The organism is Seramator thermalis, assembly GCF_004138125.1.
In the GTDB taxonomy this organism is placed as follows: Bacteria; Bacteroidota; Bacteroidia; order Bacteroidales; family Dysgonomonadaceae; genus Seramator; species Seramator thermalis.
This window is the reverse complement of the sequence record NZ_RXHS01000007.1, coordinates 1-24,629: the sequence shown is the minus strand read 5'-3', so window position 1 is coordinate 24,629 and position 24,629 is coordinate 1. Positions and strand designations below refer to the sequence as shown.

At 48.8% G+C, this 24,629-nt stretch carries 15 protein-coding genes; 11 read left to right on the top strand and 4 right to left on the bottom strand.

Annotation, left to right across the window (positions count from 1 at the left end):
- Positions 1-98 precede the first annotated feature (98 nt).
- On the bottom strand, positions 99-1,691 hold the full coding sequence (gene pckA, locus EJN84_RS06445; protein WP_101487812.1) for a phosphoenolpyruvate carboxykinase (ATP): 1,593 nt from the start codon (positions 1,689-1,691) through the stop codon (positions 99-101).
- A 248-nt stretch (positions 1,692-1,939) separates the two neighbouring features.
- Here pckA and upp point away from each other — a divergent pair, with 248 nt between their 5' ends.
- Entirely contained in the window at positions 1,940-2,596 is a 657-nt protein-coding gene (gene upp, locus EJN84_RS06440; protein ID WP_129594653.1) for a uracil phosphoribosyltransferase, read from the top strand.
- A gap of 5 nt (positions 2,597-2,601) precedes the next feature.
- Positions 2,602-5,454 carry a bifunctional fucokinase/fucose-1-phosphate guanylyltransferase gene (locus EJN84_RS06435; RefSeq protein WP_129594652.1) on the top strand — a complete coding sequence of 951 codons (2,853 nt, stop codon included), beginning with the start codon at positions 2,602-2,604 and terminating at the stop codon, positions 5,452-5,454.
- 16 nt (positions 5,455-5,470) lie between these two features.
- Here the strand turns inward: EJN84_RS06435 and EJN84_RS06430 are convergent, their stop codons facing one another.
- On the bottom strand, positions 5,471-6,460 hold the full coding sequence (locus EJN84_RS06430) for a glycosyltransferase (protein ID WP_129594651.1): 990 nt from the start codon (positions 6,458-6,460) through the stop codon (positions 5,471-5,473).
- Between the two features lie 309 nt (positions 6,461-6,769).
- Between EJN84_RS06430 and EJN84_RS06425 the strand changes: the two genes are divergently transcribed.
- The 9 genes from EJN84_RS06425 to EJN84_RS06385 all read left to right on the top strand — a co-directional run bounded on the left by EJN84_RS06425 (position 6,770) and on the right by EJN84_RS06385 (position 22,038).
- Entirely contained in the window at positions 6,770-7,810 is a 1,041-nt protein-coding gene (locus EJN84_RS06425; RefSeq protein WP_165004123.1) for a DUF4369 domain-containing protein, read from the top strand.
- 17 nt (positions 7,811-7,827) lie between these two features.
- Positions 7,828-9,369: a YifB family Mg chelatase-like AAA ATPase gene (locus tag EJN84_RS06420; RefSeq protein WP_129594649.1), complete on the top strand. Its 1,542-nt coding sequence runs from the start codon at positions 7,828-7,830 to the stop codon at positions 9,367-9,369.
- A gap of 33 nt (positions 9,370-9,402) precedes the next feature.
- On the top strand, positions 9,403-9,975 hold the full coding sequence (locus tag EJN84_RS06415; RefSeq protein WP_129594648.1) for an RNA polymerase sigma-70 factor: 573 nt from the start codon (positions 9,403-9,405) through the stop codon (positions 9,973-9,975).
- Positions 9,976-10,169: 194 nt separating this feature from the next.
- Positions 10,170-11,183, top strand: a complete 1,014-nt coding sequence (locus EJN84_RS06410; protein ID WP_129594647.1) for a FecR family protein — start codon at positions 10,170-10,172, stop codon at positions 11,181-11,183.
- 185 nt (positions 11,184-11,368) lie between these two features.
- Positions 11,369-14,698, top strand: coding sequence for a TonB-dependent receptor (locus EJN84_RS06405; RefSeq protein WP_129756380.1), 3,330 nt, complete (start codon positions 11,369-11,371; stop codon positions 14,696-14,698).
- Positions 14,699-14,758: 60 nt separating this feature from the next.
- Positions 14,759-16,246, top strand: coding sequence for a RagB/SusD family nutrient uptake outer membrane protein (locus tag EJN84_RS06400; protein ID WP_129594646.1), 1,488 nt, complete (start codon positions 14,759-14,761; stop codon positions 16,244-16,246).
- 20 nt (positions 16,247-16,266) lie between these two features.
- Entirely contained in the window at positions 16,267-17,706 is a 1,440-nt protein-coding gene (locus EJN84_RS06395) for a SusF/SusE family outer membrane protein (protein ID WP_129594645.1), read from the top strand.
- Between the two features lie 60 nt (positions 17,707-17,766).
- Positions 17,767-19,527: an endo-dextranase gene (locus tag EJN84_RS06390; RefSeq protein ID WP_129594644.1), complete on the top strand. Its 1,761-nt coding sequence runs from the start codon at positions 17,767-17,769 to the stop codon at positions 19,525-19,527.
- 15 nt (positions 19,528-19,542) lie between these two features.
- Positions 19,543-22,038: a glycoside hydrolase family 31 protein gene (locus EJN84_RS06385; RefSeq protein ID WP_129594643.1), complete on the top strand. Its 2,496-nt coding sequence runs from the start codon at positions 19,543-19,545 to the stop codon at positions 22,036-22,038.
- A gap of 165 nt (positions 22,039-22,203) precedes the next feature.
- Here the strand turns inward: EJN84_RS06385 and istB are convergent, their stop codons facing one another.
- Together istB and istA are read right to left on the bottom strand one after the other, a co-directional pair.
- On the bottom strand, positions 22,204-22,959 hold the full coding sequence (istB, locus tag EJN84_RS06380; protein ID WP_129594642.1) for an IS21-like element helper ATPase IstB: 756 nt from the start codon (positions 22,957-22,959) through the stop codon (positions 22,204-22,206).
- Positions 22,922-24,502 carry an IS21 family transposase gene (istA, locus tag EJN84_RS06375; protein WP_129594641.1) on the bottom strand — a complete coding sequence of 527 codons (1,581 nt, stop codon included), beginning with the start codon at positions 24,500-24,502 and terminating at the stop codon, positions 22,922-22,924. The genes istB and istA overlap by 38 nt, the downstream gene beginning before the upstream one ends.
- Positions 24,503-24,629 lie beyond the last annotated feature (127 nt).

Genomic DNA, 24,629 nt, shown 5'->3' with positions numbered 1-24,629 from the left:
CGATTATTATGAAAAAACCTGTTATACTATTATGAAGAAAATCCCGCCTTCAAGTCGAAGTGCGGGATTTATTTTTATTGAAACCGAAATATTTCAAATTACAATTGCGGTCCTGAAGGAATCAATGCTTTAGCAGCATCGTTATCGCAATATTGTTTGAAGTTTTCGATATACATGGCAGCCAATTTCCTGGCTTTAGCTTCCCATTCCGATTTGTCGGCATACGTATCGCGAGGATCGAGAATACCTTCCGAAACATTGTTTAATTTTTTGGGAGCTGTCAGGTTCATGATAGGAATATGAACTTTTTCGGCTTCTTCAATTGAACCGTCAATGATGGCATCGATGATGGCACGCGTATCTTTAATGGAAATACGTTTTCCGGTGCCATTCCAACCCGTATTCACCAAATAAGCTTTTGCACCGTGAGCTTGCATTTTTTCAACCAAACGCTGTGCATAGATAGTCGGGTGAAGTGTAAGGAAAGCTTCGCCGAATGCAGGCGAGAAGGAAGGAACAGGTTCGGTAATACCGCGTTCGGTTCCGGCAAGTTTCGAAGTAAATCCGCAAAGGAAGTGATATTGAGCCTGTTTGTCATCCAAGATGGAAACCGGGGGCAAAACTCCAAATGCATCGGCCGACAGATAAATTACCTTGTTGGCATGTCCTGCACGTGACGGAAGAACGATTTTGTTGATAAAATAAATCGGGTATGAAACTCGTGTGTTTTCAGTTGTCGAACTATCGGCAAAATCGATGTTGCCTTCGTCGTCAACCGTAACGTTTTCGAGCAGCGAATCGCGACGAATAGCTCTCCAAATATCCGGTTCGTTTTCTTCGCTCAAGTTAATAACTTTTGCGTAGCAACCGCCTTCGTAATTGAAAATACCGTGATCATCCCATCCATGTTCGTCGTCCCCAATCAGATAACGTTTCGGGTCAGCCGAAAGAGTGGTTTTGCCTGTTCCGGAAAGTCCGAAGAAAATAGCAACGTCACCATCCTTGCCCACATTGGCAGAGCAGTGCATCGAAGCAATGCCTTTCAAAGGAAGGTAGTAGTTCATCAACGAGAAAATGCCTTTCTTCATTTCGCCGCCATACCATGTGCCTCCGATAACCTGCATTCTTTCGGTCAAATCGAAAAGTGTGAAATTTTCGGAATTCAATCCGTGTTCCTGCCATTTGTCGTTGGTGGTTTTCGAACCATTGAGGCAAACGAAATCAGGTTCGCCATAATGGGCAAGCTCGTAGTGAGAAGGACGAATAAACATGTTGGTAACGAAATGTGCCTGCCATGCCACTTCCATGATGAAGCGAACTTTCATCCGGGTATCCTCATTTGTTCCGCAAAATGTATCGACTACATACAGTTTTTTGGCTTTCGAAAGTTGTTCAACAACACGACCTTTGCAATAATCGAATGCCTCCTTGGTGCAAGGGCGATTGATCGTACCGTCCCACCACAACGTGTTTTCGGTAACGGCATCTTTTACAAAAAATTTGTCTTTGGGTGAACGTCCGGTAAATTTTCCGGTATAAACAGCCGTAGCACCTGTTTTTGTTAACTTAGCTCTTTCAAAGCCTTCGTTTGCAGGATTCATTTCATCCTGAAAAAGAGTCTCATAAGATGGATTGTGGACAATCTCGAAATCGCCCTTAATCCCATACTTGCTTAAATCTAAATTTGCCATTTGTTTAGTTGTTGAAATGATTTGATAAAATATTTAGTGATGAAATCTTCAGATGTGAGCCTAAAAACAACGAGACAAAGATAATCATTTACACAGAAAAAGAAAAGATTAAAGAAAAATTTCCGTAATAAATTTCTTCACACCGATGAAAATAAAACAAAATAACGTTCAAAATGTTTATAGATCAAGACAAAACGATTACCTTTGTTTTCCGAAAAAAAATAAATAACGCTAACAACCTCCTACTGATGAGAATTATAAATTTTTCGGAAAACAACTCTCTCCTTAACTCTTTTGTGCGAGAAATCAGGGATATAGATATTCAAAACGATCGTCTCCGATTCAGAAGAAACATCGAACGCATCGGTGAAGTAATGGCATACGAAATAAGCAAAACATTGACTTATGAAGCAAAAAAAATCCAAACTCCGCTCGGAATAAGCGAAATCAATCTTCCTTGCGAAAACATCGTAATCGGCACGATTTTGAGAGCGGGATTGCCGTTTCATCACGGATTTCTGAATTATTTCGATGGGGCCGAAAATGCCTTTGTTTCGGCATACCGCAAGTATAAAGAAAGCTACGAATCGTTCAACATCTTCATCGAATACATCGCCTCACCCCGCATCGAGGGAAAGACGCTGATCCTCACCGATCCCATGCTCGCTACGGGCAGCAGTATGGAGTTGACATATAAGGCTTTACTTACAAAAGGGAACCCGGACAAAATTCATCTTGCAACTATTATAGCCAGCAAACAAGCAATCGAATATTGCAAGAACAATTTTCCCGAAGAAAAAACAACCATTTGGACTGCAGCTATTGACCCCGAACTCAACGAACATGCCTACATTGTGCCGGGGCTGGGTGATGCCGGCGATTTGGCGTACGGGATAAAAGACTGAACAAGATGAAAAAACTCCTTTCTCTGCCACCTAACCTGGCCGAATACCTTCGAAAAGACAATAATCCTACTTGGAATGATTATTTTTTCACATCCGATCCTCAAGACAAAAAATTGGGATCAGGGGGAGGAACGGCATGGTTGCTCGATACCTGCAGAGAAAGCGAAAACAGCGCGTTGAAATTTGGAGATTGGTTAAGCTCCGAAAAAAGAATTTTGATTCATGCAGGAGGTCAGAGCAGGCGGTTGCCGGCTTATGCTCCTATCGGGAAGATTTTTCTGCCCGTTCCGATTTTCCGATGGGCGCGTGGACAAAAACTCGACCAGACCCTCCTTTCACTGCAGCTGCCTCTCTACGAAAAAATGATGGAAGCTGCGCCCTTGTCTTTTCACACACTTGTCGCCAGCGGCGATGTTTATATTCACAATACAAGCAAAATCCCTCGCATCCCGGATGCCGACATCGTTTGTTGCGGCGTGTGGGTGGACAGTGATATTGCCGGCAGGCATGGCGTATTCTTTTTTGACCAGACATCTTCATCGGAACTCGATTTCATGCTTCAAAAACCCGATGCGGCTACGCTGCAAAGCCTATCGCAATCGCATTATTTTATGATGGATATCGGTTTGTGGATGCTGAGCGACAAGGCAGTGGAAATTTTGATGAAAAAGTCGGGTTGGAAGGGCAAAAGCGATGAAATCGGTTTTTATGATCTGTATTCGCAATTCGGTCCGGCGATGGGTAAACATCCGACCATCATCGACGAAGAAATTAACAAATTAACCGTTTCGATTTTGCCATTGGACAATGCCGAATTCTATCATTTCGGAACGGGAAAGGAATTGATTTCATCCACGCTTTCCATACAAAATCAAACAAACAATCAAAAGGTCATCCTGCACAAAAAAATAAAGCCGCATCCGGCCATTTTCGTCCAGAATGCGCATGTTGAACTTTCGTTTTCGTCGAATAATTCGGAGATTTGGATTGAAAATGCCCATCTCGGCAGTCACTGGATTCTTCACGAAAAACACATTCTTACGGGGATTCCGGCAAACGATTGGGAGATAAATTTACCATCCGGTATCTGCATCGATATCATACCCGTTGGGCAACAGTTCGCCGTTCGTCCCTATGGCTTCGAAGACAAATTCACCGGAGCCGCAGATTCGGCAACCACACTATGGATGGGAAAATCTGCATTGTCGTGGTTCGCCGATCGAGGAGTAGAAATCGCGCAGGTTTTGTTGGAAAATATCGACGATATTCAGTTCTCAAAACTCTTTCCACTTGTTGATACTACCGACGAAATCATTGAGGTGCTGCAATGGATGATCGGCAATAAGCGCGACGGAAAAGGGAAAGAAATTTGGCTGAATCACGAAAGACTATCGGCCGACGAAATCACATCGAGAGCCGACATCGAAAAAATATTGGCTTCGCGAGCTTCCTTGCTGAACGAAAACAGGGTAGCATTGGCAAATAATTATGCCAACAGCATTTTTTATCAGATCGATCTCGAAGCCGAAGCTCAAGCCTTTGCGGCCAACAAACTGCCCATCCCCGAGCCCATTCCCGTGCAAACCGATTTGCTGACGCAAATTCACAATCGAATGTTCCGAAGTCGTGTACTTCAACTCTCGGGAAAAACGTTCGAAAACGATCGAGATCAAGCGTTTTCGCTGCTTCGCAAAGGAATTCTCGATTCGGTCTTAACAGAAAAAGTCAATCCCACGATGAGCGTCTATCCCGATCAGATTGTTTGGGGACGAAGTCCTGTACGCATCGACCTTGCCGGAGGCTGGACCGATACGCCGCCCTATTGTCTGATGGAAGGAGGAAGCGTGGTCAATATGGCTATCGAACTGAACGCCCAACCGCCCATTCAAGTTTACGCCAAACCGTCGAAAAAATTCAATATCACCCTGCGCTCCATCGATTTGGGAGCAACCGAAATAGTGGAAGATTACGAGGCTTTACATCGGTTTCACACCGTAGGTTCACCTTTTTCCATTCCGAAAGCCGCGCTCGTTTTATGCGGCTTTTCACCCGATTTTTCGGCACAACCTTTTGCATCGCTGCGCGAGCAATTGCAGGTACTCGGCTGCGGCATCGAAATCACCCTGTTGTCGGCTGTTCCTGCCGGTTCGGGATTGGGGACAAGCAGTGTGCTTTCGGCAACGGTTCTTGGCGTACTTTCCGATTTTCTGGGACTGAATCGAACGGAACATGAGATTTGCAATTACACGCTCGCACTCGAACAGCTGCTGACTACCGGCGGGGGTTGGCAAGACCAATACGGAGGCATTTTGCGTGGCGCAAAATTGCTTCGTACCACCGACGGATTCGATCAAACACCCGTGACAAGCTGGCTGCCGGACTATTTGTTCAATGCCCCCTTCTACCGCGACTGTCACCTGCTCTATTACACCGGAATTACACGCACGGCGAAAAACATTTTACAGGAAATTGTTGCCGGCATGTTTCTCAACAAATCGGAAACGCTGTCGCAGTTGGCCGAAATGAAACAACATGCACGAGATTTGGCTGACGCCGTACAGCGAAATAATTTCGAGGAATTTGGCCGGTATGTGGCAAAAACCTGGGAACAAAACAAACGTTTGGATTGTGGGACAAATCCCGCTTCGATCGAAAAAATCATCACATTGGTGAAAGATTATACACTCGGGCTCAAACTTCCGGGTGCCGGCGGCGGGGGCTATCTGTACATGGTAGCGAAAAGCCCGGAAGCAGCAGCCAAGATCAAACAAATTCTCGTCGAAAATCGTCCTAACGAAAAAGCCCGTTTTGTGGAAATGAATCTGTCACCTACCGGAATGCAGATAAGCAGAAGTTGAAAATTAACGAAAACGGCTATTCGTAAAAATTTTTTTCGAATGCGCCGAATTCCCCTTTCTTAAGTATCAACCGATTCCAAACTGCCGATAAAAAGCCCAATCCATAACCAAATAGTTGAGTCCAGGCGGCAGCAATACTGTACAAACCAACTTTTATCGATCGGTTTTGAGCCGAAGAATCGACCAAAACAGCCAAGCAATATAGCAGTGGAATAAGTAACGCATAAGGGCAGATGAATGCGCTAAGGACAAAAAAACACATCGCCACTACAAAAAACGAAGGCAACAAATGCACAAGTTTCAGCGACGAAGGATGAGCCAAATACAGATTAATGCGTGCAATGCCCGAATTATAAACTTGCTTATAAAACTTTTTGAAATCGGTACGGCGTTTGTGATACACAAAAGCTTCAGGTATGAGGGCGGTACTAAAGCCATGTTCGAGGAGGCGCAAACTGAAATCGATATCCTCGCCAAAACGCATCGAGCCATAACCGCCAATCGCGTCGAAAGCTTTGCGAGAAACTCCGAGATTAAAACTGCGCGGATGAAATTTGTCCATCGATTTTTTGCCCCCACGAATACCTCCGGTCGTAAAAAAAGAAGTCATCGAATAATTTATTGCCTTTTGCACCGTTGTAAATGTAGGCAGTGCACGATCGGGGCCACCGTAAGCATCCACGTAGTGATCGGAAAGGAATCGATTCACCTCGTGAAAATAATTTTCGGGAATGATGCAATCCGAATCGAAAAAAACGAGATATTCGTACTTTGCTTTTTCGGCGCCGGCATTTCGCGATTGTCCGGGACCACTATTGGGCTTTTCGAAATAAACGACAGACAGTTTTTCGCGGTATTTATTCACCACTTCATCGCATTTTCGGGTAGAACCATCTTCTACCACAATCACTTCGAACTGCCGATAAGTTTGTTTCGTCAAACTGTCCAACAATTCATCCACCTCGTCGGGACGATTAAAAACAGGTATAATTACAGAAAATTGCATTTTTTCGATTCTTGGATACAAATCTAAACAAAAAAACAATGCGTGCAGAAGTTCTTTACAAACACGATAAAATAAAATTTGAATAAAAATATGCAAAAATAGCTGAATATTCGAAATATGAAATTATCTTTGTGTGGATGTAGCAAAATATATCCATAAATTTCTATTTTAGAGGTCTGAAAAAGGCAACGAAACATCTATTCAAACTATCTTATAATGACATTCTTAAATATAAGAAAAATAGGACTTTATCTATTAACGTGCTTGGTGACATTCTCATTTGTTTCGTGTAAAAAAAATTCGAACAAAGTGATCATCAAAGGTGAAATTTCGAATTTGGAAACTCCTTATATCATTGCTACGCATTTTTCGTCAGATTCCATAGTGATAGACACAATAAAAACAAGCCCCGAAGGAAGCTTCAAATACGAAACAAAAATCGACACACTTTCCACCTTTGCGCTCTATTTCAACGATTACCAAAGTTCGACAGTAGTTTTTGCCGACAAAGATGACAAGATTTCTCTTGACGGAGATGCCAATCTATCGGATTTAATCGTGGTGAAAGGCAATGAAATAAACGAGGATTTATCGACATTTAAAAAAGAGAACGAAGCTTTGATCAAGCAACGCTTCGAAATCATCAACAATTACCGATCGGAAAACGATCCGAAAAACGATGTTTTAAGCGTGAACGAAAAGGTTGCAAAAATAAATTCCCTAAATCACGAATTGATGCAACGCGCCGAAACATTCATTCAGGCAAATCCCGAAAAAATTGCCAGTGCAATTCTGATCAACGAGTTTTTCAGAGATACCGAAAATCCGCAGTCGCTCGAAAGAGTACTCGGATATCTGAAAGGGAAAGCGCTTGAGTGGCCACCCGTTTCCGACCTCAAAATTTATACTCAAGAACTCAAGGAATCGGCTGAGGGAGCCTATATGCCCTATTTTCAACTCACCGACATAAACGATAAAACCATTCGTTCCACCGACTTCGCGTCCAAATATTTGGTCATGTCATTTCTTTCGGCTACCGGTAGCGAATCGCGCGAAACTGTGCAAGTATTGAAGAAAGAATTCGAAAAAGTCAATAAAGATTCCGTTCAGTTTTTATCGATCTACATCGATTCGGACATTTACCCCATCACAACCATCGGAAACGACTCATTGCCCTGGATTGCAGTTGCCGAAAAAAGGAGCTGGGCATCGGATATTGTGCGCTCTTATCACATTCCGTTTGTCCCTTACAACATTCTGATCTCACCGGGAGGCAAAATACAAATTCGCAACATTGCTGCATCGCAAATTAGCTCCACAATTGCAAAAAAGGGCAAATCCGATTCATAATACAGGACAATTAAAACATGATAGTTAAAGTATTTGGTGCGGCTGTACATGGCATCAGCGCAACCCCTATTACCATCGAGGTAAACTGCTCGACCGGTATCAAATTTATGCTCGTCGGGCTTCCCGACGCCTCTGTAAAAGAAAGTCACGAACGCATTGTTTCGGCATTGCAGGCAAACGGATTTGCTTTTCCGCGTCGTCAAATTGTAATAAACATGTCCCCTGCCGACATTCGGAAGGAGGGATCGGCTTACGATTTACCTCTGGCGATAGGTATTTTAGCTGCCTCGGAATCACTCCGCCCCGATCGGCTCGAAAAATATCTAATGATGGGCGAACTCTCGCTTGACGGCACCATATTACCCATCAAAGGCGCTCTCCCTATTGCCATTATGGCAAAAGAAATAGGATTTGAAGGATTTATACTGCCCGAAGAAAATGCAAAGGAAGCAGCCGTGGTGGAAGGCCTCGATATTTACGGTGTGAAAAATATTCGTCAGGTAACCGGTTTTTTCAACGACGAACTGAAACTCGATCGCACACAGGTTGATATTTATCAAGAATTTTTGAAAGACCAGTCAACGTTCGAACTCGATTTTGCCGACGTCAAAGGCCAAGAAAATGTGAAGCGTGCACTGGAAGTTGCCGCTGCCGGAGGTCACAATATTTTGATGATTGGAAGTCCGGGAGCCGGCAAATCGATGATGGCCAAACGAATGCCATCCATCTTGCCTCCCTTTTCGATAGCTGAAGCACTCGAAACGACCAAAATACACAGCGTAGCAGGAAAACTCGAGGGGAACACTGCCCTCATGTCGCGACGGCCTTTCCGATCGCCTCATCACACCATCAGCGATGTAGCACTTGTAGGCGGGGGGACATATCCTCAGCCTGGCGAAATAAGTTTGGCACACAATGGAGTCCTGTTTCTCGACGAGCTTCCCGAATTCAACCGAAGTGTGCTCGAAGTGATGCGCCAGCCACTCGAAGACAGAAGAATAACCATTTCGCGTGCAAAATTTTCGGTAGAATATCCGGCAAGTTTTATGTTGGTTTCGGCCATGAACCCGTGTCCGTGCGGATACTACAATCATCCCGAAAAAGCTTGCGTTTGTCCGCCCGGAGCCGTACAAAAATACCTGAACAAAATCTCGGGACCACTTCTCGACCGCATCGACATTCATATCGAAATCATTCCGGTACCGTTCGAAAAAATATCGGACAAGACACCGGCCGAACATAGTGCCACCATACGCGAACGCGTGATCATGGCTCGGAAAATTCAGGAAGAACGTTTTAAAGATATAGACGGCATCTACTGCAATGCACAGATGACCAGCAAAATGCTGCAAAAATATGCTTCGCCCGACGAAGCAGGTTTAAAGCTGTTGAAAACGGCCATGGAGCGCCTAAGCCTTTCGGCTCGTGCCTACGACCGCATTCTGAAAGTTTCGCGCACCATTGCCGATTTGGACAATTCCGAAAAAGTGTTGCCCCATCATCTTGCCGAAGCGATAAATTATCGCAATTTGGATCGAGAGACATGGGCAGGCGGATAATACCGGTCATTCCGAAGTCGGATTGAAACTGAAATGAAGGAAGATTTACGTTACGATCGACTTTTCTCGAAAGCAGCTTTACTGGATAGTGAAGAAGCTTTCAAGGAGCTTTTTTTCGAATTTTTCCCGACGCTTTGCGTATATGCTTCCAACATAGTGGGCGACAATGAAACAGCCCGCGACATTGTGCAGGAAGTGTTTTTCAATATCTGGAAAAATCGGAAAAAAATCGAATTGGAATCGTCCTTTCGCAACTTTATCGTAACGGCCGTGCGCAACCAGTGCACCGACATCTTGCGCAAGCGTACGGTAATCGACCGCTTTGCCACCCGATCACCCTCAACAGTGGAAACATCGGAACAATCGCCTGAAGAAATCTATACCATCAATGAGTTGGAGCAAATCATCGGAAAAGCAATTCAAAAACTTCCGCCCAACATTCGCGAAGCATTCGAAATGAATCGCTTCAAAGGAATGACCTACAACGAAATTGCACAACAGATGTCGCTTTCTCCAAAAACCATCGAGGCCTACATCAGCAAAGCTCTAAGCATTTTGCGTGTCGAGTTGAAAGACTATTTGCCTTTATTTTTTCTGATTTTTTAATGACACAAATTCGAGTGTTTCAAATTATTTTTTTGTAAACATTTATGAAGAAATTAAGAATCCGTTAAGTCTGATTCGTTGTTCCCTTAATAACCTTAACTCCTTAATGGTTTAAAAATTTAATGGTTTGATAAAAAATTACTTTTTTTATAGGGTATTTGATCGATGAAACGTCAAGTATATAAAAGGTGTAAATGGAGTATAACGAATCATCTATTTTTTCGTATTTACAAGACAATCTATCGGCCGATGAAAAACGAGACTTCGAGCTGCAATTACAGCGGTCTCCCGAACTCAGAAAGAAATTCGACGAAATTGCCCGAATATATACTCTATCCGAAAATCTAATCCGGCAACGTGAAGTGAATACGCAAGCGGCATGGGACCAGCTTTATCGGCGTATTAAGAGAAGCAAAACCATGCAGTCGATTTGGAATTTCACTCGAACCGCCGCAGCCATTCTTCTTCCACTTTTTTTGATTTATCAATATTTTCTGTTGCCCGAAATCAATCGGAACAAAATACAACAAACTATTACCATAACTTCAGCACCGGGCACAGTCACCAAAACGGTGCTTCCCGATGGCAGCGAGGTGTGGCTGAATGCTCAAAGCACACTTACCTATCCGGTACACTTCACCCAAAAAACTCGAACCGTGAAACTCAACGGCGAGGCCTATTTCAAGGTAACTTCCGACAAAGAGCATCGTTTCGAAGTGATGACGCCTCATCAAATAATCGTAAGCGCATACGGAACGGAATTTAACGTGAATGCCTACACGAGCGCGAATCGCTACGAAGTAACATTGGCCAAGGGACACGTGGAAGTTTCGTCAGACGTTTCGAAAAGTCAGGAGACACTCATTTCCGGAGAAAAAGCCATCATAGAAGCTGTCAGCGGTAATATGCAGGTAGCTTCAGCCGACACTTATGCTGAAACGGCCTGGAAAGATGGCAAGATGGTATTTCGTCGCGAAAAATTCGAAACCATCACCGAAAAACTTTCGCGAAAATTTGGAGTCAATATTCAAATGGAAGATGAAAAACTGCGAGAATACATATTCACCGCTACTTTCACGGACGAATCGCTGGAAGAAATTCTTTATCTGCTCACACGATCGACACCTATCTCCTACACCATCAGCAATCCACAACAGCTCAATGACAGCACATATACAAAACGCACCATTAAAATAACTACCAAATAAAACCATACAGGAGGAATGCCTATGAACACATGAGAAAAATGCAAACAAAAAAATCGGGAGAAGAAAAGCCAAAGCTTGATCCTCCCCCCGCAAATAATTCGCTTATCGTTTCGGAAAATGCCACTCCCCCGCGTCGATAAGCAAAGTTACTAAACCCATAACAAATTTAATAACAGAGCAAAAATATGAATAAATTATTAAACATCAAAAAAATACCATTAGCCATGAGAGTAACCCTGATCTTACTTTGTTTGATCGCATTTCAACTTCAGGCTGAAGATGTGTATTCACAAAAAACGAAAATTTCGCTGGATATGAAAAATACGACCATCGAAAAAGTATTGCAAACCATCGAAGAAAAATCCGACTATTACTTCCTGTACAACAACAAGCTGGTGAATGTTGACCGAAAAGTGAGTGTTCGCGTAAAAAATGCGGCCATTTCGGATGTACTGGATAAACTGTTCGCATCGGAAGATGTAGCCTATCAGGTTGAAGGCAATCAAATCATTCTGTCGCCGAAAGAAAAAATAGGAGAAATAGTTTACGGAATTGAATCTGCTCAGCAACAGCAAAACACCATTACGGGGAAAGTGACCGATGCCAATGGAGAACCGATTATCGGAGCCAATATTATAGAAGTCGGCACAACCAATGGAACCGTAACGGATATGGATGGAAATTTTTCGTTAAAAGTTGCTGATAATGCGACAATTCGCGTGTCGTACATTGGCTATGTTGAGCAGGAAATTAATACTGCAGGAAAAACATCTTTTAATATAACATTGGTTGAAGATACTCAGGCGCTGGAGGAAGTGGTGGTTGTGGGGTATGGTGTGATGCGCAAGAAAGACCTCACCGGTGCTGTCGCCTCCGTACAGGGCGAGATACTCAGGGACAAGCCCCTGGCAAGCTTAGGTGAAGCGCTACAGGGACGTGCCGCAGGCGTGCAGGTCATCTCCTCTGGTAAGCCGGGCGACAATGTCTCGTTCCGCATCCGCGGTATCAGCACCATCAACAACAGTGAGCCGCTACTTGTCATCGACGGTGTCCCCACCGACCTGGGCATCAACGCCCTCAATATGGAAGATGTGGAGACGGTCGACGTGCTTAAAGATGCCTCCGCCACGGCCATCTATGGTTCACGCGGTGCCAACGGTGTCATTCTCATCACCACCCGCAAAGGGAAGAGTGGTGACGGTATCATTGCTTTCAGCACCAACTGGGGTGTGCAGAGCGCTACCAACATGCCGCAAATGCTCAACGCCAGTCAATTCGCATCCCTACACAACGAGATGATCGCCAACTACAACAGATCCGTCTCCACCTCCTCGCAGTTAGCACAGCGGCCCGACTTTGCCGATCCAACCCTCTGGAGCAGCTCCACCGACTGGCTCGACATGCTCTTCCGGGATGCCTGGATGAAAAACTATACCCTTTCCTACTCGGGAGGAAGTGACAAGGGAAACTACTATGTCTCCGGGGGTGTACTCGATCAGGAAGGCATCGTGCTAAATACCTCCTACCGCCGCTACACGGTACAGTTCAACAGCGAGTCGAAGGTGCGCCCATGGATCAGCTTTGGTCATAACCTCACCCTGAGTCACGATGTGAAGCAGCAGGGAGCATACGATATCCGCTCCACCATGGCCGCACTGCCCACACAGCCTGTCTATAACGACGACGGCAGCTGGTCCGGGCCCGGTGAGCCCGCCTACCAGTACGGCGACATCCGCAACCCCATTGGCACCGCCACCCTCAGCAAGAGCAAAACCAACGGCTACAATGTGCTGGGTAACCTCTATGCGGAGATCAAACTGGCCGATAAGTTCACCTTCAAGTCGCTCGGAGGCATCGATTTCAAGTTCTGGGATAACAACAGCTTCAGTCCCAAGTACGACTGGAAGCCGATACCACAGCCGCAGTCCTCTCTGAACGAATCCTCCAATAAGAGTCTCACCTACTTGTGGGACAACACCCTCACCTATCTCAACACCTTGGCCGACAAGCATACGCTCAACGCGATGATCGGCACCAGTGCGCAGAATAATGTCTACAACTATATGAGCGCCGGCGTGCAGGGTTTTCTCAGCGATGCCAACAACCAACTTAACAACGGGCTCACCGACCCCATCGTGGGAGGAAGCCGCAACGACTGGGCAGTGCTCTCCCTCATGGGACGTGTGAATTACAATTACGACAACAAGTACCTGTTCACCGCCACGGTGCGGCGCGACGGCTCCTCCCGCTTTTCGAAAGCCAACAGGTGGGGCACCTTCCCCTCCTTCTCCGGAGCATGGCGCCTCTCCGAAGAGGAGTTCTTCGAGCGTGGTCGCTGGGTCGATGATGTCAAAATGCGTCTTGGTTATGGTGAAACCGGCAACCAGGGAGGAATTGATAACTATGCCTATTTCACCCGCCTGAAGACCGGTCAGTATGTCTTCAACGGCACCCTTGTTCCCACGCTCTATCCACTGGTGATGCCCAACCCCAATGTGCGCTGGGAGTCCGTGAAACAGTTCAACGTCGGTGCCGATATTGCCCTGCTGGGGCAGCGGCTCAACCTGACACTCGACGCCTACCTGAAGAATACCAGCGACATGCTGGTACCCATGTCGGTACCCATCACCACCGGCTACTCCGATGTCTATGTGCCGAGCATCAATGCTGGCGAGGTGCAAAACAGGGGTGTGGAACTCACCCTCTCCTCCCGCAACCTCACCGGTGTACTGTCGTGGGATACCGATTTTAATATCTCCTACAACCAGAATAAGGTGATGAAGATGAACGACGGCATCGCCCTCTTCACCGGCGGCGACATCAACATGACCAAGGTGCAGGTGAGTGCCGAGGGTAAGCCAGTCAACACCTTTTACGGATATGTCACCAACGGCATCTTCCAGACACAGGAGGAGGTTAACAACTACGCCGTGCAAGTGCCTGGCGGCACCGCCCCGGGCGATATCCGCTTCCGCGACCTCGACAATAACGGCGTCATCAATGCCGATGATCGCACCTACATTGGCAATCCTTTCCCCAACTGGTCATTCTCAATGAACAATAGCCTCTCGTACAGGGATTTTGACCTACAGATATTCTTACAGGGAGTCGCCGATGTTGACATCTACAATGCCAACCGCATCTGGCAGGAGAGCATGTCCATCCCACAGAACCAAACCACGAAGGTGCTCGACCGCTGGCGGGGCGAGGGCACCAGCAACAGCGTACCACGTGCCGTCTACAGCGACCCAAACATGAACGTGCGTCACTCCGACCGTTTCATCGAGGATGGCTCCTACCTGCGACTCAAGAACCTGACGCTGGGCTACACGTTGCCCGCCGACCTCACACGTAAAGCATATCTCAGCAAGGCACGCCTCTACCTCTCCGCCCAGAACCTCTTCACCCTCACCCACTACTCCGGCTTCGATCCAGAAGTAGGTGCCGGAGGTGTGGATTTGGGAACCTATCCCGTCACTCGTACGGTCAGTCTGGGATTAAATATTCAATTTTAAATGAATGAGTAAGTTTTGCAAGATGATAGCGAATCATTTACACCCTAAAGAACAAATCAAATGAAAAAATATATTTATATAGGATTACTTGCGGCAGCATCCTTCTTTGCTGGCTGTTCCGACTTCCTCAACAAGGTGCCCTACGAAGATCCCAGTGCCGAGGCGCTGAAAGATGAGGCATCCGCCATCGCCCTGATCAACGGGGCTTACCAGCCGCTGCAGCGACCCAAGCTTTATAACATGCGCATCTGGACCCTCGACATCATCGCCGGCAACAGCGAAGTGGGTGCCGGTGGCGGCACCGACGGCATCGAGACGGTTACCCTGGCCAACTTCGTTGCCACGGCCGACAATGCTGCGGCACTCGATATCTGGCGAGGTCCCAACCCCGGCATCCTCTACTGCAACACTGTGCTGGAGAGCGTGCCCGATATGAAGATCGACGAATCGCTCAAAAACAGAATCCTCGGTGAGGCCCGCTTCCTGCGCGCACACTACTACTTTATCCTGGTGCAGCTCTTTGGCGATGTGCCAATGAGCATCGCCACCCCCAAGCCGGGTGACAACCTGTTGCCGTCGCGCACCGACAGGGCGACCATCTACAACGAGGTAATCATTCCCGACCTGGTGGAGGCGGTGAAGCTGCTGCCCGTGAGGGAGTCCTACAGCGGCAGTGATATCGGTCGCGCATCCAAAGGTGCCGCCGCCGGCATGCTGGCCAAGGTATACCTCACCCTGGGCATGTATGATGAGTCGCTACAGATGTGCGAGCTGGTCGAGGAACTGGGCTACACCCTCAACCCCGATTACAGCGACTGCTTCGGCGGTGAGGAGCGTCACAAGAACACGCGCGAGTCGCTCTTCGAGGTGCAGTACTATGGCCTCACCAAGGCAGGCTTCTGGGATGATGAAAACCAGGCCAACTGGCTCAGCACCTTTATGGGTCCACGCAACAGCGGCTGGGTGGGAGGAGGCTACGGCTGGAACCTGCCCACGCAGGAGTTTGTAGACAGCTATGAGGAGGGCGACCTGCGCAAAGACAAGACCATCCTCTACGAGGGATGTCCCCCGTTCGACGGCAAAAACTACAAGTCCACCATGTCCAATACCGGTTATAATGTGCGCAAGTTCCTGGTGCCACTCTCTGTCTCACCCGACTACAACACCAACTCGGCAAGCATCATCGTGCTTCGCTTTGCTGATGTGCTGCTGATGAAGGCCGAGGCACTCAATGAGCTGGGACGTACTGCGGAAGCCGAAGAGCCCCTCTACCAGGTACGCAGGCGTGCCGGCCTCACCAACCGCAGCGATGTGGAGGGATTGAGCCAGGCTGTCATGCGTGAGAAGATCCGCCATGAACGGCGTATTGAGCTCGCCTTTGAAGGACACCGCTGGTTTGACCTTATCCGCTGGGATAATGGCCAGTACGCACTCAACTTTCTGCACTCCATTGGCAAAGTAAACGCTACGGAGAAGCACCTCCTTTTCCCCATCCCGCAGAAGGAACGCGATGCCAATCCCAACCTGACACAAAACACTGGTTATTAATCCATTAAAAGCAACCGATTATGAAGAGAAATAGTTATCTTTTTTTCCTGTTGATGGCTGCAGTGCTGTTCACCCGCTGCGACGACAACCTGATGGAGTTGAATAAGGGTGATAACCCGCTGGAGATAGCGGTATCGGCACCGCAGTTACAGCTCGATGCCGCCAACCCTGAGGCTGAGGCGCTGAAGCTCACCTGGAGCAGCGGCACCAACCGCGGCACCAACGCTGCCATCAGCTACACGCTGCAGATTGACCGCGCAGGTAATCATTTTGCCGGAGGTCTCACCCTTGAGATGGGGCGCGAAGCCTATGAGAAGAGTTTCCTCAATGAGGAGCTGAACAACTTGCTGCTGGCTGAGTTTGATGCCACCCCAGGTGAGGCAGTCACCCTCGAGGCACGCGTCACCGCTACTGTTTCCGCCGAAGGCATTGAGCCGGCAACCTCAGAGCCTGTCGCTTTTGTCATCACCCCCTACAAACCCATCACCGCCACCCTCTACTTGATCGGCGACGCCACCCCCAATGGATGGAATGCCGACAATGCCACTGAGCTGCGCAAAGTGCCCAACAAGCCGCGCACCTTCAGCTGGACCGGCTCGCTCACCACTGGTAACTTCAAGTTTATTACCACGCTTGGACAGTTTGTACCCTCCTACAACAAGGGCACCGCTGAGGGTACCCTCTACCTGCGGGAGAGCTTCGACGACCCCTACGATGAGCCTTTCACCATTACCGAGCCAGGCACCTACACTATCACGGCCAACCTCGCCACCCTGACCGTCACCATCGCTAAGGGTGAGGGGCCGGCCTATACGGCGCTCTGGTTCGTGGGCAACCCCACCGGCTGGAACTTTGTCCCCATGCAGGTCGATCTGCTCGATCCCTACCTCTTTCACTACAACGGAGATCTCTCCGCCGGTGGCGAGTTCAAAATAGGCACACAACAGGGCAGCTGGGATGCACCCTTCTTCCGACCCCTCGTGAACGGCACTACCGAAGGCAAGGGGCTCGAAGTGGAGGTATGGGCAGGCGACCCCGACAACAAATGGAACATCACCGGTGGCGTCTACAAGATCACGCTCGACACGCGTGAGATGAAGATCGATATCGTTCCCTTCACACCCTACCCCATGGTTTACCTGGTGGGCGATGCCACCCCAAACGGGTGGGACATCGGCAACGCCACACCCATGGAGAGCACCGACAATCCCAATATCTTCACCTGGAGCGGTAACCTCAAGGGCGGCGAACTCAAGTTCACGCTCGACAAGCAGAGCGACTGGAACGGTGCCTGGTTCATTGCCAGTGAGCCAGACAAGCATCCTTCCGGTCAACCCGAACCCATGATCTTCCACTATCCCGGTTCCGGGGTCGACTATAAATGGAAGATCACCGAGGCAGGGGGCTACACCATCCTGCTCGACCAGCTCAAAGAGACGGTCACCATACAGAAACAATAGTATCCAATCATGCTCTGCCGTGCCGGTCACCCCGACATGGCAGATGCAAATAAAAAGCATATGATGTTAAAAAAAATTACCGCACTGTTTGTGCTTATCCCTTTCCTGTTCGCCGCGTGCGACGACTATTACGATACGAAAAATGACCCCGTCACCTACGGCGACACTTACCTCCACATCGGCATCAGCACCGACAAGGCTCTCTACAGGCCTGGAGAGGCGGTCACCTTCACCCTGAAGGAGAAGCCTGCTGGCATACTCACTGTCCGTTATTTTCACCTGGGTACGCTGCTGAAGGAAGAGTCTGTGGATAACACCAGCTGGAGCTGGACTCCTCCGGAAGGCGACTTCAAAGGATATATGGCCGCCCTTTATGAATCGAAGAATGGTCAAGAGCAGCTGCTCTATACCATCGCCATTGATGTATCGTCAGACTGGACACGCTTTCCCCGCTACGGCTTCCTCTCCTCCTATGGAGAGATGAGCAAGGCCGAGATCGATCACCAGATCGACCTGCTCACCCGCTACCGCATCAACGGCATTCAGTTCTACGACTGGTTGCACGACCATCACCGTCCACTGGCCGGCACCACAGCGGCACCACAGCCCACCTGGCCCGACCTGATCGGTCGCACCAACTATCTCAGCACAGTGAAAGGTTATATCGATGCAGCACAGGCGAAAGGGATGAAAACGATGTTCTACAACCTCGCCTACGGGGCGCTGGAGAACGCCTCCACCGACGGCGTTGCCGAGGAGTGGCACCTATACCGCGACCAGGAGCACCGGGAGAAGGACAACCATCACCTCGATCCACCCTTCCGCAGCAGTATCTACCTAACCAATCCAGGCAACAGCGAGTGGCAGGCGTACCTGGCTGCGCGGCACGATGATGTGTACCGCGTTTTCAACTTCGACGGATATCATATCGACCAGCTGGGCAACCGCGGCACAGTATATGACTACGACGGCAATACAGTGGACCTTGCAGCAAGCTACCTCCCCTTTATCGCTGCCATGAAGCAGGCACAACCCAATAAGCGGCTGGTGATGAACGCTGTAAGCGGCTATGGACAGGAGCAGATTGCACAGAGCGCTACCGATATTCTCTACACCGAGGTGTGGAATGAGTGTCAAAGTTACGCCGACCTGGCGGATGTCATCGCCTACAACGACCAGCTAAGCGGCGGCAACAAGCGTACCGTGCTGGCAGCCTACATCAACTACGGCCGCTCAGGCAGCACGGGCTATGTGAACGCCCCCGGCGTGTTGCTGGCCAATGCAGTCATCTTCTCCTTTGGCGGGGCACACCTCGAGCTGGGCGAGCACTACCTCGCCAACGAATACTTTCCCAACAACAACCTGCAGATGAAGAGCGCGCTGAAGGAGTCGCTGCTGCACTACTACGACTTTATGACCGCCTACCAGAATCTGTTGCGCGATGGCGGTGAGCCGGTTCAGTTCGATATAAGCTCCGCGGATGAGAAGTTGATAGTAAAAAACTGGCCCGCCTCACAGGGCAGTGTGGCTGTCACGGGTAAAATGTTTCCCGTACGCGATGTGATCCACCTGATCAATTTCACCGACGCCAACAGCATGGAGTGGCGCGACAACAACGGCTCTCAGAAGGAGCCGGCAGCAATCGCCAATGCAGACCTCACCGTGAAAAGCCACAGGCCGGTGAAAAACGTCTGGTTCGCTTCTCCCGATTATCAGGGCGGAGTAGCCGTGTCGCTACAGTTCACCCAACAGGGAGATACGGTCAGTTTCACCCTTCCCCTGCTGAAATACTGGGATATGGTGGTGTTGGAGTATGCATAAATAAATGAAAACTGGATGAACAAAGCAAGACAATTATTCCTCTGGCTGCTCCTGATGCCAATGCTGTTGCGGGCAGAGCCTGGCAATGGACCGACAGTGACCTCCTATACAAAAGACGGCAACGGCGTGGTGTTTCATGCCACCGATGGCGCGAAACTCTCCCTCGCGATACTGAGCAGCGATGTGATCAGGATATGGTACGATCCTGCCGGCACCTTCCGGCGGAACAACCCCTCCTTCGCCATAGTCAATGAGCAACTGGAAGCACCGAGTGAAATCACGGTACATGAAGAGACCTCTGCCTATGAGCTCTTCACCCCCACGTTGCGTATACGCCTCAATAAGACCCCGATGCAGCTGCAGATCTTCGATAAGTGGCAGAAGCTCATCTTCAGCGATTACCAAGAAAAAGGACATGTATCAGACTCCACTGCGAAGAAAGCCTACAAGCTGCTGCGCAGCGATGAGCTGTTCTTCGGGTTGGGCGAGAAGAGCGGACCGCTCAACCGGCGCGGCCGCAGCTACACCATGTGGAACAGCGACCGTCCCTGCTATAGCACCACCGAGGACCCGCTATACAAGAGTATCCCTTTTTTTATGAGCAGCTACCACTACGGGATCTTCCTCGACAACACCTACAAGACACGGTTCGATTTCGGCGAGCATTCCGACAACTACTACAGCTTCGAAGCCTCCGACGGACCGTTTATCTACTACTTCATCCACGGGAAGGATTACAAAGAAATTCTAAGTCGCTATATTGACCTCACCGGCAAGCCTATCATGCCCCCCAAGTGGGCGTTTGGCTTCGCCCAGAGCCGCGGCCTCTACACCAAAGAGGCGCAGACACTGGAGATCGCGGCCGAGTTCCGTCGCCGCCAGATCCCCTGCGACATCATCTACCAGGATATTGGCTGGACTCAGCACCTCCAGGACTTCGAGTGGCGTGAGGGCAACTACAACGAACCAGAGAAGATGCTTGCCACGCTCCGGGAGCAGGGCTTCAGGGTGATCCTCTCGCAGGACCCGGTCATCTCGCAGAACAACCGCAAGCAGTGGGCGGAGGCCGACTCGCTCGGCTTCTTCGTGCGCGATGCGCGCACTGGCAAGGCATACAATATGCCCTGGCCATGGGGTGGTAACTGTGGGGTGGTCGACTTCACCCTGCCAGCGGTAGCCGACTGGTGGGGCGCCTACCAACAGAAGCCCCTCGATGATGGTGCTGCCGGCTTCTGGACCGATATGGGTGAGCCCGCCTGGAGCAACGAGGAGGACCTGGACCGCCTCCACATGCAGCATCACATTGGCATGCACGACGAGGTGCACAACATCTACGGCCTCACTTGGGACAAGGTGGTGAAGGAGCAGTTCGAAAAACGTAACCCCAACAGGCGCATCTTCCAGATGACCCGTGCCGCCTATGCCGGCCTGCAGCGCTACACCTTCGGCTGGAGCGGCGACAGCGGGAACGGCAGCAATGTGCTGGAAGGATGGGCACAGTTGCGCAACCAAGTAGCCATCGGCATCTCCGCCGGACTGGGAGGCATCCCTTTCTGGACCACCGACATATCGGGTTACTGTGGCGATATCGCTGACTATCCCGCCATGGCCGAGCTTTATACCCGCTGGATGCAGTTTGGCATCTTCAACCCGCTGAGCCGCGCCCATCACGAGGGTGATAATGCCGTGGAGCTCTGGCGCTTCGGCGAGGCAGCCGAACGGAACAGTCGATCCGCCATCGAACTCAAGTACCGCCTCTTTCCTTACCTCTACAGCTATGCCCGTGTGGCTCACGACACTGGACTGCCGCTTATGCGCGGCCTCTTTATGGAGTACCCTTCCGATGCGCAGGCGCTCACTGTCGATGATCAATTCCTCTTCGGTGAGGAGCTGTTGGTTGCCCCCGTCCTGAAGAAGGGCGAGCGGGTACGGAGTGTCTACCTTCCTCAAGGAGAGTGGATCGACTTCCACGATCCGAAGCAGACCTATTTCGGGGGAAAGGAGATCGCCTACCGTGCACCGCTCAGTGTCATTCCCCTCTTCGTGAAGAAAGGATCCATCATCCCCATGATGCCGGTGATGCAGTATATCCATGAGAGGAGCGATTATCCGATCTATGTCCATGTCTTTCCTCATTACGAGGAGGAGACTGCCTGCTTTGCGCTTTATGAAGATGAAGGTGAAGATCTTGGCTATCTCGGAAACATTGCTTCGCGCACCCTCTTTGTCTGCACCACGCAAGCAGGAGGTTACAGCATGGATATCACACCTGCTGACAACGGCTTCCATCAATCCGACAGCCGCAACTTCATCCTCACGTTTCATCTCGATCAGCAACCGTCGCAGGTAATCATCAACGGGAAGAAGATCAAAGAAATGAAAGAGAAGAAGCTGCAGGAGCGTGCAGAGAACGACTTCACCACTACGGGCTGGTCCTGGAATGCATCCACCGGTGAATGCCTGGTAAAAATACCCGATCAGCGAAAAAAGATAAACATAACCCTAAAATAAAAAGATATTAGAAAGTTACTTGTTTATTTCACCCCAAAAGTATACCGGTATTTCAATCCAAAAGTATACCATTTTAATATAAATTCCAAGTTAGTTTTATCCTTTTTGGAGGTACCTCCAAAAAGGATAAAACGGGCGCTCTTATTTTGGTAGATGTTGATGTTTTCATTTTTCACCCATCATTTGTCTGGTTTGTTTCAGTCGGTAAGATTCCCCATTCATATCTATCAGATAAGCCTTGTGGGTTAATCTGTCAACCAGAGCAGCCGTCAATACCGGATCGCCGAAGATTTCTTCCCATCGGTCGAAGCCCAGGTTTGTGGTAATGATGGTTGATTTTCTGCCTGTCCTTAAAGAGAGGTGATTGAAGAGCAGCTCCGCACCTTGTTTATCGAATGAGACGTAACCAAATTCATCGCAAATGACCAGGTCATATTTTTCGAATTGCGCTTCTACCTGTCTTAGGGTTCTCTCGGCATGTGATTCACGCAGTTGGGTCAATAATCGGTGAACGGTGGTGAAGAGCACCTTATATCCCTGCATGCAGGCTTTCAGTCCGAGTCCTATTGCGATATGGGTTTTGCCGGTACCGGGATTGCCGGCAAGGATTACGTTTTGGGCGGAGGTTATGAAATCCAATCTCTCCAGGATCGGCAGTTTCTCTTGTGCGGCCGGTGGCAACTGACTGTGATCAAGATCGGAAAGATACATTCTGGAAGGGAATTGTGCATTTCTTATCTGTGCCTTTTTCCGATTCTCCAGCCTGAGATCATATTCCCGCTCCATGAGCTTTACCAGATAGTCTTCATAATCAAGCCTCTCCCTGGCGGCTTCCATGGCCAGTTCCTTGTAGTCTCGACGGAAGGCTGGCAAGCGAAGCTCCTTACTGTAGGTTATTATTTGTTGATTGACGGTATCCATTGTAATTGGTTTGATGCATTAACCGGGTGATGCCGGCAAGTTGTTCTTTGGCTTTCATACTGATGTTATCTTCTGATGCTCTGAGAGGATTTATCGAGGAAGTGTTCCCCACGAGAGCTCGGAGCTTCTCCACACTCACCCCGTCGGGTGAGGTGCCCAACAAGCGCCGAAGGGATTCCTCCAGCTTTTCTTCACTCACTCTTTCCCTGCGACAGTAATCAAGCAGTTCGATAAATTCGCGGGGTTCATCCTGAAAGAAGTTCCGGTACAATGCTCCCAAATAATGGTTGTCGGCAAGGGCCTGACTGCCGGCCAGGGCTCCCGGCTTTTTCTTAAAGGTGTCCAGATAATGTTCGATATCGATATTCCAGCTATGCTTTTCGTAACTTCGAACATGTGTGGCAACCCGTTTGTTCTGAAAATAGATTTCCAGCTTGCGGCTGTGAACACTTACCTCTACAAATTCTCCCACCAGGTGATCCGGAACCGAATAACGGTTTGTCCGGTAACTGATGGTGGCATATTTATCTACACGGCACTGTTCCTGTTCACTGCAGATCATTCCTGCTGCGGGATGATGAATCAAAGCTGCTCTTTCTTCCCCAAACAGCTCGTCGGCACTCTTTTCCGTTCCCTGCTGGCGGGTAGCGTTCAACCTTTGTAAGGTGGCTTCCAGCCACTGCTCTGCTTGCTCAATATCGGCAAAGGAATCTTTGGAAGAAAAGGCTTTGCGGCGTACGTATTCTACGCTGCGCTCTACATGTCCTTTCTCATTTCCCCGACGGATGTTGCAAAACCGATGTCGGAACTGATAGTGTCCACGCAAGCCCAGTAAGGCTTCAGTCGGCTCTTTTTCATGACGACCCACAAACCGGGCTACCGCTACGCGCATGTTGTCATAAACCATCTCTTGGAAAACTCCTCCGATGGTTTGAAAAAAACGCACATGGGATTCCATGAAAGCAAGCGTATCCTGCCGCTCGTAGATAAAGGCATACCGGTAATTGCTGTAGGCACAGGTAAATACGGCAAGCTGCATCGATCGACGTTTCCCTGCTATATTGAGCTTAATCTCGCCCCAGTCAAACTCGCATGTTTCTCCCGGCCGGTATACTTGACGAATATAGGCTTCCTTCCTGTTTTGACGCTTTTCTCTTTCACTAATGTAATTACATACCGTAGTGTAACCTATTTCATAACCCTGACCTTGAAGTGCTTCCAGGATGTCTTTCTTCTTGAACAGCTGCTTGCCCAGACCCTGCTGCTTCTTTTGTTCGTTCTTCTCAAGTAACTCCTCTATTGCGGACTCTACCTCACGGGTTAGTTTTATTTTTGTGCGAGGAATTGTCTTTTTATAAATGGGCGCACTCGATAAATTACTTGTCTGACCGGCTTCTTCACTCTCAGCCGATCGTAACACCTCTTCATGTTCTCTAAGATACTTTCTTACCGTCTTGCGGCTTATTTGAAGTTCTCGCGATATTTGTCTCTGACTTTTTCCCTCACGATAACTCCTGATGATTATTTCCTGTTTTGTATACATCAATAGTTCGTTAATTATTTAATATACGAATCATGCAGCAATTGCTGCAAACTCGACGAGTTCTTTAACAAGTTTATCATTTAATCTTCTGTTCGGCTTTATGCCGGACACGCAAATAAATCGTTCA

Coding starts and splice junctions, on each gene's coding strand:
- EJN84_RS06435 (WP_129594652.1), top strand. CDS start 2,602: ATGAAAAAACTCCTTTCTCTGCCACCTAACCTGGCCGAATACCTTCGA.
- istA (WP_129594641.1), bottom strand. CDS start 24,502: ATGTATACAAAACAGGAAATAATCATCAGGAGTTATCGTGAGGGAAAA.
- pckA (WP_101487812.1), bottom strand. CDS start 1,691: ATGGCAAATTTAGATTTAAGCAAGTATGGGATTAAGGGCGATTTCGAG.
- EJN84_RS06390 (WP_129594644.1), top strand. CDS start 17,767: ATGATGTTAAAAAAAATTACCGCACTGTTTGTGCTTATCCCTTTCCTG.
- upp (WP_129594653.1), top strand. CDS start 1,940: ATGAGAATTATAAATTTTTCGGAAAACAACTCTCTCCTTAACTCTTTT.
- EJN84_RS06405 (WP_129756380.1), top strand. CDS start 11,369: ATGAATAAATTATTAAACATCAAAAAAATACCATTAGCCATGAGAGTA.
- EJN84_RS06430 (WP_129594651.1), bottom strand. CDS start 6,460: ATGCAATTTTCTGTAATTATACCTGTTTTTAATCGTCCCGACGAGGTG.
- EJN84_RS06420 (WP_129594649.1), top strand. CDS start 7,828: ATGATAGTTAAAGTATTTGGTGCGGCTGTACATGGCATCAGCGCAACC.
- EJN84_RS06385 (WP_129594643.1), top strand. CDS start 19,543: ATGAACAAAGCAAGACAATTATTCCTCTGGCTGCTCCTGATGCCAATG.
- istB (WP_129594642.1), bottom strand. CDS start 22,959: ATGGATACCGTCAATCAACAAATAATAACCTACAGTAAGGAGCTTCGC.
- EJN84_RS06410 (WP_129594647.1), top strand. CDS start 10,170: ATGGAGTATAACGAATCATCTATTTTTTCGTATTTACAAGACAATCTA.
- EJN84_RS06415 (WP_129594648.1), top strand. CDS start 9,403: ATGAAGGAAGATTTACGTTACGATCGACTTTTCTCGAAAGCAGCTTTA.
- EJN84_RS06400 (WP_129594646.1), top strand. CDS start 14,759: ATGAAAAAATATATTTATATAGGATTACTTGCGGCAGCATCCTTCTTT.
- EJN84_RS06395 (WP_129594645.1), top strand. CDS start 16,267: ATGAAGAGAAATAGTTATCTTTTTTTCCTGTTGATGGCTGCAGTGCTG.